Source organism: Acidovorax sp. (genome assembly GCF_034519795.1).
Taxonomy (GTDB): Bacteria; Pseudomonadota; Gammaproteobacteria; order Burkholderiales; family Burkholderiaceae_C; genus Acidovorax.
In genome coordinates this window covers 53,389-68,811 of the sequence record NZ_JAXHOB010000003.1, presented here as the reverse complement: position 1 = coordinate 68,811, position 15,423 = coordinate 53,389, and the positions used below count along the sequence as shown (strand labels likewise).

The 15,423-nt window shown below is 69.3% G+C and carries 10 protein-coding genes; 5 read left to right on the top strand and 5 right to left on the bottom strand.

What is annotated here, in order from left to right:
* Positions 1 to 3 precede the first annotated feature (3 nt).
* Positions 4 to 6,987 (bottom strand): ExeM/NucH family extracellular endonuclease, encoded by a 6,984-nt coding sequence (locus U5N23_RS02215; RefSeq protein ID WP_322591247.1) that lies wholly within the window; start codon positions 6,985 to 6,987, stop codon positions 4 to 6.
* A 197-nt stretch (positions 6,988 to 7,184) separates the two neighbouring features.
* Between U5N23_RS02215 and thiL the strand changes: the two genes are divergently transcribed.
* The 3 genes from thiL (at position 7,185) to U5N23_RS02200 (ending at position 8,982) form a co-directional block, all read left to right on the top strand.
* Positions 7,185 to 8,141: a thiamine-phosphate kinase gene (gene thiL / locus U5N23_RS02210; RefSeq protein WP_322591246.1), complete on the top strand. Its 957-nt coding sequence runs from the start codon at positions 7,185 to 7,187 to the stop codon at positions 8,139 to 8,141.
* 104 nt (positions 8,142 to 8,245) lie between these two features.
* A complete protein-coding gene (locus U5N23_RS02205; protein ID WP_322591245.1) occupies positions 8,246 to 8,449 on the top strand; it encodes a DUF2892 domain-containing protein in 204 nt (67 codons plus the stop codon).
* Complete coding sequence (locus U5N23_RS02200) at positions 8,446 to 8,982, top strand: sigma-70 family RNA polymerase sigma factor (protein WP_322591244.1); 537 nt, start codon at positions 8,446 to 8,448, stop codon at positions 8,980 to 8,982. The genes U5N23_RS02205 and U5N23_RS02200 overlap by 4 nt, the downstream gene beginning before the upstream one ends.
* Positions 8,983 to 9,000: 18 nt before the next feature.
* Here the strand turns inward: U5N23_RS02200 and U5N23_RS02195 are convergent, their stop codons facing one another.
* Both U5N23_RS02195 and U5N23_RS02190 read right to left on the bottom strand, forming a co-directional pair.
* A complete protein-coding gene (locus tag U5N23_RS02195) occupies positions 9,001 to 9,969 on the bottom strand; it encodes a tripartite tricarboxylate transporter substrate binding protein (protein ID WP_322591243.1) in 969 nt (322 codons plus the stop codon).
* 41 nt (positions 9,970 to 10,010) lie between these two features.
* Positions 10,011 to 11,204 carry a pyridoxal-phosphate dependent enzyme gene (locus U5N23_RS02190; protein ID WP_322591242.1) on the bottom strand — a complete coding sequence of 398 codons (1,194 nt, stop codon included), beginning with the start codon at positions 11,202 to 11,204 and terminating at the stop codon, positions 10,011 to 10,013.
* 85 nt (positions 11,205 to 11,289) lie between these two features.
* Here U5N23_RS02190 and U5N23_RS02185 point away from each other — a divergent pair, with 85 nt between their 5' ends.
* Entirely contained in the window at positions 11,290 to 12,195 is a 906-nt protein-coding gene (locus U5N23_RS02185; protein WP_322591241.1) for a LysR substrate-binding domain-containing protein, read from the top strand.
* Here U5N23_RS02185 and U5N23_RS02180 read toward each other — a convergent pair.
* Both U5N23_RS02180 and U5N23_RS02175 read right to left on the bottom strand, forming a co-directional pair.
* On the bottom strand, positions 12,186 to 13,364 hold the full coding sequence (locus tag U5N23_RS02180; RefSeq protein WP_322591240.1) for an Acg family FMN-binding oxidoreductase: 1,179 nt from the start codon (positions 13,362 to 13,364) through the stop codon (positions 12,186 to 12,188). The two genes, U5N23_RS02185 and U5N23_RS02180, sit on opposite strands and share 10 nt — an antisense overlap.
* Before the next feature lie 20 nt (positions 13,365 to 13,384).
* Positions 13,385 to 14,395, bottom strand: coding sequence for an NAD-dependent epimerase/dehydratase family protein (locus tag U5N23_RS02175; RefSeq protein WP_322591239.1), 1,011 nt, complete (start codon positions 14,393 to 14,395; stop codon positions 13,385 to 13,387).
* Positions 14,396 to 14,520: 125 nt separating this feature from the next.
* On the opposite strand from U5N23_RS02175, the gene U5N23_RS02170 reads away from it, so the two are divergent.
* Complete coding sequence (locus U5N23_RS02170) at positions 14,521 to 15,423, top strand: LysR family transcriptional regulator (protein WP_322591238.1); 903 nt, start codon at positions 14,521 to 14,523, stop codon at positions 15,421 to 15,423.

The window sequence follows — 15,423 nt, the reverse complement described above, 5'->3', positions numbered from 1 at the left end:
TGGTCACAGGAACACGGCGGCGTCCAGCGGCTGGACCATGCCCACCAGCTCGGCCATGCCCTCCGTGGCGATCGGCAGCTTGGCCACCGCCGCCAGGAAGGCGCCCTGCGTGGCATAGGCCTTGCCAGGGCCGATCAGCGATGCGAACTCCAGCACCTGCTGGGCCGTGGGGGCCACGCCCGTGACGCTCTGGAACAGGAAGCTCACCAGGCCGTCGTTGCCGATGCCGGGGGCCAGCGCATCGATGAAGGACTGGGCCAGTGCGTCCAGGCCCGCCATGCTGTCGGCCTTGTGCACCCACTGGCTCAGGGCCGCAGTGTCGGGCTTCTGGCCGAAGATGGTGTAGGCCAAGGCCAGCATCTGGCCGGTCTTGCCGCCCTCGCTGGTCGCCGTGGGCAGGGCCACGTCGAAGGCAAACAGGCTGCCCTGCAGTTCCACGCGTTCCACGCCGCTCAGGGTGACGGGGCCCGTGGGGGTGTTGATCACCACCTTGCCGCTGCTGTCCTGGCTGATGCCCAGGCGCAGTACGTCGGCCAGCGTGGCGGAGACCACGACCGTGTCCACGCCACTGCCCCCCGTCACCGTGTCGGCACCGCCACCGGTGACCACTCGGGTCAGGGGCAGGTCGGGCACGACGATGGTGTCGTTGCCGCTCGATCCCTGCAACGTGGCAGGCTCGCCAGGCGCCGTGGGGGGAATGACAGGGATGGTCGGCGTGGTGGGCGTGCCACCGCCACCGGGTGCGGGCGTGCTACCGAGGTTCAGACCGATCAGGATCGGGTTGTGGTCGCTGGAGCGGTACGGGTCGGCATTGAAATAGCTCGCGTCCTGCGCGTCGTTCTTGTTCTCCATGTTGTAGTCGAGCAGGGCTGGCTCTTCGGCGTTGATGCCCCACTTGTAGGTGCCGCTCACCTGGCCGGCCAGGCTGCCGCTGGCCAGCGCATGGTCGAGCGAGCCCCACAGGCCGTCGAACGAGTACGAGTTGCCCGTGGACACCTTGCTGTAGCCGTTGGCGGCGAGCTTGGTGATCGGGTCTTCCTTGCCATAGGCATTGAAGTCGCCGACCAGCAGCACGTCGCTGTCGGTGGTGCCGGTGGGCCTGGTGGCCAGCCAGGCCGACAGGTCTTCGGCGGCCTTCACGCGCGCCAGGTTGTTGGCGCCCTGGCCGTCGCCGAGGTCCGGGTCGTTCACGCTGCCCTTGGACTTGAAGTGGTTCACCACCACGGTGAACTCCTCGTTGTCGGCATTCGATTTGAAGGTCTGCGCCACCGGCACGCGGCTGCCGAAGGCCGCCGAGAAGGCGGTGTAGACGGTCGGATCGGCCACGGCCGCCGCGCCCACGGGCGTGACCTTGGCGGGCTTGTAGAGGATGGCCACCATGATGGCGTCGGTGCCGGCGGTCGCTGCGTCGCCAGGGGCTGCGCCGTTGTTGTAGGGCGCCTTGATGTAGGCATAGGTGCCGGCACCGGCCTTGGCGTTGAGCGCGTCCACCAGCGAATCGAGGGCACTGGTGCCGTCGGCAAAGCCGTTGTTCTGCACTTCCATCAGGCCCAGCACGTCGGCGTCCATGCCCACCAGGTTCTCCACCACCTTGGCCTGCTGGCGCGCCAGTTCGGTGGCGTTGGTGGCGCCGCGGCCGGACTGCGTCACGCCGTCGGGCGTGGTGAAGCTGCCGGTGCCCAGCGTGGAGAAGTAGTTGAGCACGTTGGCCGAGCCGACCTTGATCTCGGCATTGCGGATGCTGGCCGGGATGTCGGCGGCGGTAGGGCGGGCGTCGCCCGTGAAGTTCACGGCCTGCGTGGGCTGCACGCGGTAGCTGGTTTCGTGCGGGGCTGCCGCCGCGTCCACCAGTTGGTCCACGATGCCGGTCACGCTCGCCACACCGTCGCCTGCGCGCAAGGTGTTGGTGGCCGACAGCGGCTGCCCGCCGCGGCCGAGATGGCTTGCGGGGTTCTGCGAACCGTTCAGGTCGTCCAGGATGATCTGGTCCTTCTTCAGTTCGGCCAGGTAGTCGGTGTTGCCACTGACGCTGGGCGCATGCAGTTCGGTGTACTGCGACTGCACGGCATCCGAAGTCAGCGTCACCTGGCCGTACTGGCCCAGGTTGTAGTTGTCGGTGACCACCAGTTGGCCGCCGGCCGTGCCGGACTGCACGGTCACCAGCATGCCTTCGTAGGCCTCCCAGCTCACGGCGCTGGCCACGGGCAAGGTCACGACGGCGGCGGCGGGCAGGCCGGCGTTGTCCTGCACCAGGGTGAAGCCCGTGGGGGCAGTGAGCTGGGTCTGGCCACGGAAGTCGGCCACCGTGCCCTTGATGCGGACCTTGTCGCCCACGCTGTTGGCGTCCAGGCCAGCGATGGGCGTGCTGCCGTAGTAGACGAAGATGCCTTCCGAGGTATTGGCATTGCCATCCTGGTCCGCCGTCTCTTCCTGCACGTAGAAGCCCTGCAGATTGGGGGCATAGCCGGTCACGATGCCTTCGATGGTGACGGCGCTGCCCATGAGCAGCGCGGTGTCGTTGCTGCCCTGGATCTCGTGGATCCTGGTGATCGGCGCTTCGTCGGTGCGAACCAGCCCTTGTGCGGTGCCGCCACCGATGATGGTGGTGCCGGCGGACACACCCGACAGCGTGACGGTGAAGGCCTCGTCCTGCTCCAGGCTGGTGTCGCCCTGCACGCCGATGGTGATGGTCTTGCTGGTCTCTCCGGCCGCGAAGGCCACGGTACCCGAGGGCAGCGCACCGCCCACGAAGTCATCGGCCGCCACGGGCGAGCCGCCCGAGCCCGCCACGGCCCATTGCACCGAGGCAGCGGCCGAGGCATCGCCCGCACGCGTCACGGTGAAGGTGTAGTCGGTGGTACCGCTGTTGCCTTCGGGCTTGTCGGCGCTGGTGGCGGCGATGGACACCACCGGGCCCGTGAAGCTCTCCAGCTTGAAGTCGTCCACGCGCCAGCTCGATGAACTGTTGCTCGCCGTGCCAGAGGCCTGGTACTGGAAGCCGAAGTGGACGTTGCTGCCCTGGATGGCCGACAGGTCGATCAGGCCCGAGGGCGTGGTCACCTGGCTGTCTGCCGGGGAGTGGGTATAGGACAGCTGCGTCCAGGTGGCGGCCGTGGGGTCGCCCGAGCCGCTGTAGTTGGTGGAGTAATAGAGCTTGACTTCGGGGTCGGCGATGCCGGTGTCGGCAAAGCGCGTCCAGGTGTTGAAGCTCAGGAACTCGGCGCTCGTGCCGTCGAGGTTGAAGGCCTTGGAGACCAGCCAGTCGTTGGCATGGGCCGTGTCACCGAAGCCGTTGACTTCGGCGGTCTTGGTGGCCGTGCTGTAGTACCAGCTGCTGGCCGCATCGGCATCCTTGCTGAACACCGTGAACTCGTTGAAGCCTGCGGCGTTCTCGAAAGTCTGGGTGTAGCTGGGGGCCGCGCCCGGTGGAAGGGCCGGGGCGCTGGTCAGGCCGGGCGAGCCGATGTTGGCCGGCGTGCCGGACTGCGCAAAGGCACCCAGCTGGCCCGCCACCGCCGCCTTGTAGGTGGGGTTGGTGGTGGACAGGCCATCCCACACGGCCGAGGTGGTGGCCGTGCCGCCGAAGGCCACTCCCGCGTGCTCGGAGCCGGTCACCGCGCCGCCACCGGTCTTGGACATGGGCGCCACCGTGGTGCTGCCATTGGCAAAGGCCGTGCCGCTGTAGTTGATGGCCGTGGCCACCTGGCCGCTGGCGTCCAGGATCACCACACCGTCGCCCTTGCCCAGGCCGGGGCCGCCCACGGCGACGACGTTGGTGTTGGCGTCGAGCCCCCAGGCGGTCTTCAGGGCCGCAGGGTCGGTGACTTCACCGGCCACCACCAGCTTGCCACCGGCAGCGATCTTGGTGCCCGCCGCAAACGTGCCGAGCTTGGCGGGGTCGGCAGCGGAGTCGGTCCACTTCCAGCCCGAAAGGTCGATCTCCGTGGTGCCGTAGTTGTACAGCTCGAAGAAGTCGCCCGGGGTGGCGTTGGAATTGACCTCGGTGATCAGCAGCTTGGGCTGTGGAACCACCAGCGTACCGGGGGAGCCGATGTTGGCCGGCGTGCCGGTCTGTGCGAAGGCCCCCAGTTCGCCCACTGCGGCGGCCTTGTAGGTCGGGTTGGTGGTGGACAGACCATCCCACACGGCCGAGGTGGTGGCCGTGCCGCCAAAGGCCACGCCCGCATGCTCGGAGCCGGTCACGGCGCCGCCGCTGGTCTTGGCCATCGGAGCGACGCTGGTGCCGTTGTTGGTGAAGGCCGTGCCGCTGTAGTTGATGGCCGCAGCCACCTGGCCGCTGCCATTGAGCACCACCACGCCATCGCCCTTGCCCAGGCCGGGGCCGCCCACGGCCACGACGCTGGAGTTGGCGTCCAGGCCCCAGGCCGCCTTGAAGGCGGTCGCATCGGTCACCTCGCCGGCCACCACCAGCTTGCCGCCCGCGGCGATCTTGGTGCCGCTGGCGAAGGTACCGAGCTTCGTGGGGTCGGCTGCGGAATCGGTCCATGTCCAGCCCGAGAGGTCGATCTCTTCGCTGCCGTAGTTGTACAGCTCGAAGAAGTCGCCCGGCGTGGCGTTGGAGTTGACCTCGGTGACCAGCAGCTTGGGCAGGGGCGCGGCCGAGGTGGTGAAATTCAGCGCCGCGTTGCCCGACAGGCCGGTCCAGTTGTTGCCGTAATGGTCCTTGAGGGTGCCGGCAGCCGCTTCGACGTAGTAGGCCGTGCCCACGTCCAGGTCGCTCGCCGGGTTGATGGTCACCGTGTTGAAGGCCACGGTGACCTTGCTGGTGTCGGTCACGGCGATGGTCGCGACCACGCTGTCGTCGCTGACCTTCTTGACCACGAAATCGCCCGTTCCGCGTGCCACGCCTTCGTTGAAGCGCAGCACGATGTCGGCCGTCTTGCCCACGCTGCCGGCATCGTCCGCAGGCGTGCTGCTGGCCAGCGCAGGGCCCGTGCTGTCGGTCACGTTGGCGCCGATCTGCACCCAGTTGCCCATGAACTTCTGCTGTGCTGCGGGCAGGTCCTTGGAGGCGGTTGCGCCGCCCCAGGTGCTGTCGCCATTGTCCTGCAGCAGTTGCACCAGGGTGCCCTGCGCCGTGTTCTGCACGTCGACGATGGTCTCGAAGCTGCCGCCCGTGCCGTCGCGCAGGGCGTCGAGGTTCACGTCCAGCTCGGTGGGGGTGGTGCTCACGCCGTCCCAGCGGAACAGGCGGAAGTCATGGGTGACTTCGGTGCTGGCCGAACCCGAGGGGCCGGCCAGGATCAGGTAGCTGCCGTCGCCGGCCTTCTCGATGGAGCGGACGCCACGGCCACCCAGGTTCAGCTCGAAGGCTGAGCTGACATTGGGCGCGGAGCCCCCTGAGGGATCGACCAGCCCGGCCACGTCCAGTGCCAGCACCACGGCCTTGTCGCGGGTGTTGGCGTCGGTCTGTGGCGCGCGCAGGGCCACCAGCAGTTGGCTGCCGTCCTGCGAGGCGGTCATGCCTTCGATGGAGAAGCCGTTGACGTTCTCGGGAATCACGCCGACCGACGAGGCGGCGAAACCGAAATAGTTCGCGCCCTTGCCGTGGGCGTTGCCCTGGTCCCAGGCCACGAGCTGGTCTTCCAGGCCGCTGTGCTTGCCCAGGTAGGTGAATTGCGTGTCGGCGCCCGTGCCCTCGATCTTCACGGCCAGGATGTATTCGCGGTTGTTCTGCTCTGCGCCGCTCTTGTTGTTGCTGTGCGAGCCGGTGAAGTAGAAGGTGTCGCCGATGCGCGTGCCCGCCTCCAGGTCCAGCTCGCCGCCATTGCCCAGCGCGGCGCCGTAGTTCCACTCCTTCACGGCCGCGCCGCCGGCACGGTCGTAGACGCGCAGCACACTGGCTTCATCGTCTCCGACCACCATCCAGTTGGCATCGAGCGCGAGCGCGGCCGAAGCGTCGGAGCTGCCCAGGGCCGTACCGGCGTTGGGGGTGAAGGTCTGCGCGCTGCCGGCAGCCCCTTCGTCGCTGAAGTTGATTTTCAGGCTGTTCTGGGTGGCGTTCGCGACACCGGAAGCGGCGCCGCCGGTGAAGGCGCCATCGGCGAACGCGACCGTGAGGTTGCCCACGTCGTTGGCGTTGGCATGGCTGGTGGCCGTACCGGTGAAGCCCAGCTCGGCCGTGGTGGCGCTGGTGCGGGTGAGCACGGCCGTGAGGCCGGCAGGCACGTTGCTGACGGTGGCGGCCGACAGCAGGCTGGCGCCGTCGGTGCCGGTGAAGGTCTCGCCCGTCAGGGTGATGGTGATCTTGGAACCGGGGGCCATGTGGCCGTCGAAGGCCTGGGATTCGTTGATGGAGCCGCTGTAGGCAAGGCTGGGGCCGACAGGGCCGGCCGCGGTGGAACTCACCACGATGTCGTCGATGCCGGTCCACTCGTCGGCGCCGGCCGCATCGTTGGTGATGATGCGCAACTGCAGCATGGCAGCGCCGTCAGCGGCCGCTGGCAACGTGGCGGTCACCGTCGTGTCCTTGGTCAGGCTGGGACCATCGGAGGCATCGGCCGTGAAAGCCGCCGGCACATTGGTGAACGGGCCGGAATTGCCGACGCGGTACTGCAGCGCGATGGCTTGCACTGCGTTGTCGGTGTTGCTGTCGAGATCGCGCAGCTTGTAGCTGATCTGGATATTTTGGCGTCCCGTGGCGTCAAGGTGCAGCACCAGGTGCGGCGCATCGGCCGTGCCCGAGCCCTGCAGCGCGACCACAGGGTCGGCCAGGGATTGAAAGACACCCACGGCGCCGCTGCTGCTGGGTGTGCTGCCCAGGAGCACGGCACTGGGCGGAGTGGCACTGCCGTCATCCACGACGGTCTGGGGGTCGGTGCCCGCGAGCGCGGACAGGTTGTCGCCTCGGTAGCCCACGATGGAGGGCACGCCACTCCAGTCGTTGGCAGTGGTGATCAGCGTGCTGACATTGGTCCAATCCTGGGTGAAGTTGCTGGTCGACAGGGCGTGGTAGACGGTGGTCATGCTCGTTTCCTCCGCATGGGTGCGGGTGGGGTGTGAAGGGAAGGCGCGCGGGAAAGCCGGTTTTCACCGCGCAGTTGCAAGAGGCCTGCGGGCTCTGGGTCGAGCCGGGCACGAAGCGGTGACTCTAGGCACCGTGTGTTGCAGAGATATGTCACACCATCGGTGCCAATGAACGCGGGGCACGCCACAATCGACCCATGGGTGAATTCGATCTGATCGCACGCTATTTCACGCGGCCCGTGCACCGCGCCGCGCTGGGTGTGGGGGACGACTGCGCGCTGCTGGCGCCCGCGCCCGGCATGCAATTGGCGGTGTCCAGCGACATGCTGGTGGAGGGCCGCCACTTCTTTGCCGAGGTGGCGCCCGAGGCACTGGGCCACAAGGCGCTGGCGGTGAACCTGTCGGACCTGGCCGCCTGCGGCGCCCGGCCGCTGGCCTTCACGCTGGCCCTCGCGCTACCGCGGGTGGACGGGGCCTGGCTGGCCGGCTTTTCACGCGGGCTGCTGGCCCTGGCCGATGCCCATGGCTGCGAGCTGGTCGGTGGTGACACCACCCAGGGGCCGCTCAATATCTGCATCACGGTGTTCGGCGAAGTGCCGGCCGGCCAGGCGCTGCTGCGCAGCGGCGCGCGCGCGGGCGACGACCTCTATGTGAGCGGCACGCTGGGCGATGCGCGGCTGGCGCTGGAGGCGCTGCTGGGGCACACGGCCCTGCCCCCAGAGGTGCTCGCCGCCGCGCGCCTGCGGCTGGAGCAGCCCACGCCGCGCGTGGCCCTGGGCCTGGCGCTGCGCGGCGTGGCCAGCAGCGCGATGGATGTGAGCGACGGGTTGCTGGGCGACCTGTCCCATATCCTCAAGGCATCCGGCGTGGGGGCACGCATCGACACCTCGCTCACGGGCGCCCTGATGGCCCATGGCAGCACCGTGGCGGACACCGAGCTGCTGCGCCAGTGCACCCTGGCCGGTGGCGACGACTACGAACTGGCCTTCACCGCACCGCCATCGCAGCGTGCGGCTGTGCTGGCTGCTGCGCAGACTAGCCAGACACCGGTGGCACGCATCGGGGTGATCGAGGCGGAACCCGGCCTGCGGCTGGTGGATGGGCAAGGCCGGCCAGTGGACCACCGCTACGCCTCGTTCGACCACTTCGGCTGACAACTTTTTTCTCGCAGCATGAATCCTTTGGCCCCAAGGCCCGCTCTTGTCAGGGAAGGCGCCCCGTGTCGTCGCTTTCTCTTTCAACCCCAAGGAGCTTTGCCATGCTGTACCGCAAGAACATCACCCGCCCCGAAAGCCTGCTGCGCGTCGTCGCCGGGGTGGCCCTCATCGCCGCCAGCCTCTTCTGGCTGGGCGCCACGCCGTGGGGCCTGGTGCTGGCCGCCTCGGGTGCCATGGGCATCGTGACCGGTCTCTTCGGCTACTGCCCAGCCTGCGCCATGGTGGGCAGAAAGCCGGTGGAATGAGCACTGCCTCGAACACGTTGGCGCAGCTCCTGCCCGCCACGCGGGCGGGCGACACCGAGGCCATGGAGCGCCTGCTGGCGCTGGCGCGGCCCGACATCCGCCGCTATGCGCTGCGCCACTGCGCGGCCACCACCGCGACCGATGATGTGGTGCAGGAGGCGCTGATCATCGTCTACCGCCGCGTGGGCGCGCTGCGCGAGGTGGCAGCCTTTGGCGGCTGGGTGGTGCGCATCGTGCAGCGGCTGTGCATGCGCCCGGCGCTGGCCTGGCTCAGGGGCGAGCCGCTGGCGCAGGTGGAAGATGCGCTGGCCTGGTCGCACCGGCCCGACCACGAGTTGCGCCACGACCTGGCCCTGGCCATCGACTCGCTGCCGCCCCTGTACCGCGAAGCCCTGCTGCTGCGCGACTTCGAGGAGCTCACCATCGAGGAGATGGCCCAGCGCCTCTCCACCACGCGCGAGGCGGCCAAGAGCCGGCTGCACCGGGCGCGCAGCCTGGTGCGGGAGTACCTGGTGCCCTCGCCGCCCGGCTGATCCCGCAGTAGCTGCGGTTCACTCCGGCTGCAGGCCGATCTTGCGCACCACGGCGCCCCAGTGGCCCACCTCGTCGCGCATGAAGGAGCGCAACTCGTCTCGGGTGGACCCCTTGAGCTCGATGCCCAGCGTGGTGAGCCGCTCGCGCGTGGCGGGGTGCTCCAGCGCGGCGATGGCCTCCTTGCGCAGGCGCTCGATCACCTCAATGGGCGTGGTGGCCGGCGCCACCAGGGCCCACCACTGGTTGAACTGCATGCCCGCCAGACCTGCCTCGCGGGCCGTGGGCACCTGGGGCATGGATGGCAGGCGCGTGGGCCCGGTGGTCATCAGCACCGAGATCTTGCCCGCCGAGAGCAGCGATGCACCGCTGGCCAGCGTGGCAAAGTGGCCCGCCACCTGCTCGGCAGCCACATCGGTGAGCGCCGGGGCCGAGCCCCGGTAGGGAATGGCATTGACCTTGAGGCCGCTGGCCCCGGCCAGCAGTTCGGACGAGAGGTGGCTGATGGAGCCATTGCCGCTGTGGGCCAGGGTAACGGGCGTGGCGCTGGCGCGCCCGTCCTTCAAAAAGCCCTTGATGTCGCCGGCTTTGTACCTGCTGCCGTTGACGAACAGCAGCAGCGGCGAGGTGCCGACCATCGAGATGGGCGTGAAGTCCTTGAGCAGGTCATAAGGCAGCTTGGCCGTGACGGCCGGCGCAATGGCATGCGGCAGCTCCACGATGGCGATGGTGTAGCCATCGGGCGCCGCCTTGGCAGCGGCCTCGGTGCCGATGCGCCCGGACGCGCCCGAGCGGTTGTCCACGATGACGCTCTGCCCCAGCGACGCCCCCATGCGCAGGGCGATGGCGCGGGCAATCGCGTCGGTGCTGCCGCCCGGTGCCCAGGGCACGATGAGGCGCACGGGTTTGTCGGGGTAGGCGGCGAAGGCGCTGGTGCCCCAAAGGCAGGCGCAGGCCAGCACGAAGCTGCGGCGGAACAGGAAGGTCATGGCAGGGTCCTTGGTCAGGCGAAGAGATTCGGGATAAGCGCTCAGGCGTCGCGGTCGCCCTTGGCGGTGAGCAGCAACAGCACGTGGTCCTCTGGCGCAATGCGGCCCTGCTGGCGCAGCTGTGCTGCCGCGCCCACGCAGGCGCCCGCACACAGCTCCACCCAGAGGCCCTGGGCACCGAGTGCGGCCACGCCCCGCGCTGCATCCGCATCGCCCACCACGACGGCACCGCCGCCCGAGCGCTCCACTGCGATCTGCTGCTGCAGGGTGACGGTGCTGCCTGCAATCGAGAACTGCGCGGTGCTGCCGCCGAAATCGGCCTGGGCCGGCGCCCCGGCGAGCACCTGGCTCAGCCGGGCAAAGGGCTCCACGGCCCACAGGTGGGGCATGCGTGCGATGAGGCCAGCGGCCAGCAGGTCGCGCAGGCCGCTGTACAGGCCCCAGAGCAGATCCCCGCGCGCCGCAGGCACAAGCACATGGTCGGGCACGCAGCCATCGGCCACGCATTCGAGCACCACCGCGCGGTAGCCTTCCACGCCAAAGGCTGGGCTGCCCACCGCGGGCACACTGAAATTGGTCAGGGCAAAGGCCCCCTCTTCCTGCACCTGCTGGCGCACATGGGCCCATCGGTCCATGCCCTGGTCGAACGCAACGCGGCGGGCGCCAAGCCGGTCCAGCGCGCGGGCAAACGGTTCGGGCATGTCGCGGTAGGTGGCGATCTCGCAGGGCAAGCCTGCCGCAGCGCAGTACGCGGCGGCGGACACGGCGGCATTGCCGCTGGAGGCCAGCACCACCTTGTGTGCCCCCACCGCCAGGGCACGCGTCACGGCCTGCGCCGACATGCGGTCCTTGTGCGAGCCCGTGGGGTTCATGCCTTCGTGCTTGGCCGTCAGTTCGCGGATTCCCAGCGACCGGGCCAGCCGCGGCAGCGCGAGGCAGGGCGTGTTGCCCTCTCCCAGCGACACCCCGTGGGTGTAGGGCAGCCACTCGCCCCAGCTATAACCCGAGCTGCTTGCTGCCAGCGTGCGCTGCAGATCGCTGTAGACCGCCTCCACGCTGGCGGGAGTGCCTCGTGCTGCACACGCGGGGCAGCCCGCAGGCATGTCCTGCACCGGATACCGGGCCCCGCAGTGAATGCAGCGCAGGCCCTGAAGCCGCGCATTGGCGCGCAGGACAGGGGATTCACTCGTGCAGGAGCGGTGCGGCTGCGCACCGAAGAACGTATCGGAATTCATGCCTGCATCGTAGTCAGGCGCAGGCCATAACGGTACCATGCCGCAGCCGTTTTCATTAAGTAGAACTTATATCAAGAGCCCGCCCATGAACGATACCAAAGAGGTCAGCACGCGCCAGATCGAGGTGTTCCGCATGGTCATGCGGCTGGGCTCGGCCAACCGTGCGGCGGCGGCACTGCACGTCAGCCAGCCTGCCGTGACACAGCTGCTGCAGCAACTGGAGTCGCGCGCCCAGCTCACGCTGTTCGACCGCCCCAAGGGCCGCCTGGTGCCCACGCCCGAAGCGCATGCGCTGATGGAAGAGGTCGAGCGTGTGTACGAGGGCCTGGAGGCGGTGCAGCGCAAGATCGTGGCGCTGCAGTCGCTGGAGGACCAGGTGCTGCGCATCGGCAGCCTGCATGCCCTGGCCGCGAGCATCATGCCCGGGGTGCTGGCCGGGTTCCAGCGCCACTACCCGCGCACCCGCTGCCTGCTGATGGTCGACAGCTCCAAGGCACTGCGCGAGGCGCTGTTCCAGGGCGCCGTGGACCTGGCCTTCCTGGGCGACGAGGCGGACACCAGCGGCCTGGTGTCCTCAGCGTTCTATGAATTGCCCGCCGTGTGCGCGGTGCCCGCCGCCCACCCGCTGGCGCGCAAGGCGGTGCTCGACCTGGCGGACCTGCGCGACGCGCCGCTGATCGGCCTGTCGGCCACCGACCCGGCCCAGCAGCGGCTGGAAAGGCTGTTTGCCGCCGCAGGGATCACCCCGCGCTTCGTGATCGAGACCCCGTACAGCGCGACACAGTGCGCGCTGGTGCTGGCCGGCGCGGGGCTGGCCGTGACCAACCCGCTGGTGGCCGCCGAGCATGCCCCTCTGGGTTTGCGCAGCGTGCCCTTGGCGGGCGAGGACCTTCTGTTTCGCGCCTTGCTGGCCTTCAAGCCGCGCCAGGCCCAGTCGCGCGCGGTGCAGGAGTTCGTGGCCCTGTGCCGGCGGCGCCTCGCCTACGCCTGAAGCATGCGCGCCAGGGGCCGGCGCGGCGTGGCGGGCACCTCGCCCTGCGGGTAGCCAATGCGGCACAGCATCTGCACCGTGGGGTCGCCAGCCTCCTTGGGCGCGCCGCGCCCCAGTACCAGTTGGTGGGCGCGTTCGTAGTGCGGCGCCATCTCGGCAAATTCCTGCAGCGCCTGGCTCATGGGGTGCATGTCCACGCCCAGCTCGGTGGCCTTGAGCTGCAGGCGCACATAGGCCCGGCCGGCTGCGATCTGGTCGGCGCGGGTGTTGCCGCCGGCCAACCAGACGAAGCCCATCGCCGTGCGGCTGTGGCCCTCGAAGCGGTCCATCGCGCCCTTGTAGCCCGCACTGCCCTCCTCGGGCGGGGCCGAGCGGTCGAAGAAGCCGAGCGCCGCTGCGGCGCGGATGAACGGCGTGTTCAGCGAGATGCCGTCGCGGTGCTCCAGGATCTCTGAGGGGCCGACGCGGGTGAGGCGGATGCTTTCCATCATGGTGCGCGGCGTGCGCAGCTCCACCTGGGCCGACTGCCAGCACAGCGCGCGCAAGGCATCCAGGCGGGCGGGCTCCACCGTTCCACCCGCCTGCGGGCTGCCCGGCCGGGACGCACTGGCCAGCAAGGCCTGGAGCCGATCGGGTGCCACGGGCCGGGCCAGGTCGAAATCCACCTTGGGCGTGCGGCGGCGCAGCACCTGGGTGAACAAGGCATCGGGTTCGCCGCCGGGCCGCAGTACCACGCGGGCCACGGGGCGATCATCCCAGTCGCGCAGTTGCGCCGGCAGCGGCCCCTGGGGCCACAGCGTGACCTCGCTGGCCATGCCCTGCTGGGCCAGTGCCAGCACCAGCAGCTCCAGGAAAGCGCCATGGCCGATCAGGATCTGCCGGCCCAGCGGGTCGGTTTCGGGCAGCACACGCTCGCGGTCGGTGCGCAGGGTGATCACGCCTTCTTCGCGCAGGTCCACCACCCAGGGCTGCAGGTTGTGCGGGTTGGGCGCGGTGATGGCATAGGCCACGGCGCGGCGGCGCAGGTCGGTTTCGCCCACGGGTCCCTGCCACGCCTCCACGGCCTGGGCAGGGTAATGCGCGCCCGAGCTGCAGGCAGCCAGGGGGAGGATGGCAGCGGCGGCGATGGTGCCACCGCCGGCCAGACGGATGAAGGTACGGCGATGCATGGTGAGAATCTCCTTGCGGTTCATGCCAGGGCGGCTTGGGGACGGACTGGGGCGAGCAACCCCAGGTCGTGGAGCGCGCGGCGCACCGCCTGCTCGAACGGGGTGTGCGGCTCTGCGCCGATCAGGGCAGCGAGGCGCGTGTTGTCCAGCCGGTGCGGGGTGCTCCAGAGGTAGCGCACATCGGCCAGGGCGGCGTAGGTCGGCATCACCATGCCCGCGATGCGCAACAGCGGCCAGGGCAACCGGTCCACGCGCACCTTGCTGGCATCGGGCACCCACCTCTGCTCGGCCGCGACCGCAGCGAGGACGTCCACCCACTGCTGCGCCGTCACCTGCTGGCCGGCAAAGTGCAGGGTGTCGAAGGCCTGCAGGCGATGGCGCTCCTCGGCCACCCGCACCAGGCTGCGGGCCAGGTCCGGCAGGTAGGCCCAGGGCCGGCCGACGTCCAGCGGGCCGGGCCAGGTGACGCGGCCCCGGGCCAGATCCTTGGCAATGGCCTGGTCCAGCCAGTTGCCGGCGCCGCTGCCAAAGAAATCGCCCGCGCGCAGCACGACGGCACGCATGTCGCCGTCGCGCGTGGCGGCCTGCAGGCGCTGCTCCAGGCCGATGCGCAGGCGCCCTTTGAAGTCCATGGCGGCCTGGGGCGTGTCTTCGCGCAGCACGGGCGGCATCGCGTGGCCGTAGTTGTAGACACTGCCCGGCAGCATGAGCGTAGCGCCCAGCGCGCGGGTGACTTCGATGGCGGCATCCATGAGCGACGGAGCTCCTTCGCGCCAGGCCTTGTGCGTGTAGGCGGGATTCAGGGCATGCACCACCACCTGCGCGCCCTGCGCCTGTGCCGCCAGGGTCGGGGTGTCTCCGGGCGCTGCGGCCATCCACTGCACTCCGGGCACGGCAGGGCCCGTGGCGCCTGGCCGCACCTGGGCACGCACCTGCCAGCCCGCCTGCGCAAAGGCGCGTGTGGCAGCCAGGCCCAGACGGCCGCGGGCGCCCAGGATGAGAACGATGGGCGCGGAAGGTGAGGTGGTCATGGTGGGCTCCCGGCAAGCAGGCAGTTGAAGGAATGGGGTGATTGTGGAAATGCGCCGGCAGTTACACAATTGGCTAGCGGTCCATAGCAGCAATGCAAATTTGAATATCAACCCTGGTCCTTCCCATGAAACAACGCTTTGACTGGAGCCTCATCCAGTCCTTCCTGGCCGCACTGGACCAGGGCAGCCTGCTGGGCGCGGCCAAGGCGCTGAACGCCAGCCAGCCCACCATCGGCCGGCACATTGCCGAGCTGGAATCGCAGCTCGGGGTGGTGCTGTTCGAGCGCACGGGCCGGGGCCTGCTGCCCAGCGCCACCGCACTGCGCCTGGCCGAATCGGCCCGCGCGATGGAGGCCGGTGCCGACCAGTTGGCGCGCAGCGTCTCGGGCGCCGAGGCGGGGGTGAGCGGCACCGTGCGCATCACCGCCAGCCAGCCGGTGGCCTGTGTGCTGCTGCCGCCCGTGCTGGCGCGCATGCGCCAGGCGCTGCCTGCGGTGCAGGTGGAGCTGGTGGCCAGCAACGAGGTGACGAACCTGCTGCGCCGCGAGGCCGACATTGCACTGCGCATGATGCAGCCCACGCAGGCCAGCCTGGTGGCCAAGCGCATCGGCAAGGTCGCGCTGGGCACCTATGCCCACCGCGACTACCTGCGCCGCCGGGGCACGCCACGCCAGCTGGTCGAGCTGCTGCAGCATGAGCTCATCGGCAATGACCGCCATGAAGACATCTTGCGCGGCTTTGCTGCCATGGGCTATCCGGTGGCACGCGAGCAGTTTGCGTTCCGCACCGATGACCTCATGGCCTACTGGGAAGCGGTGCGCAGCGGCCTGGGTATCGGGTTCGTGGGCCACTACATGGCACGCACCGATCCCGACGTGGTGGGCATACTGCCCATGCTCCAGCCGCCGGACCTGCCCATCTGGCTCACGGTGCACCGCGAGATCCGCACCAACCAGCGCATCCGGGCGGTGTACGATTTTCTGGCCGATGCCGTGCCCGAGGCGCTGCAAACCCCTCTGAGACCATGA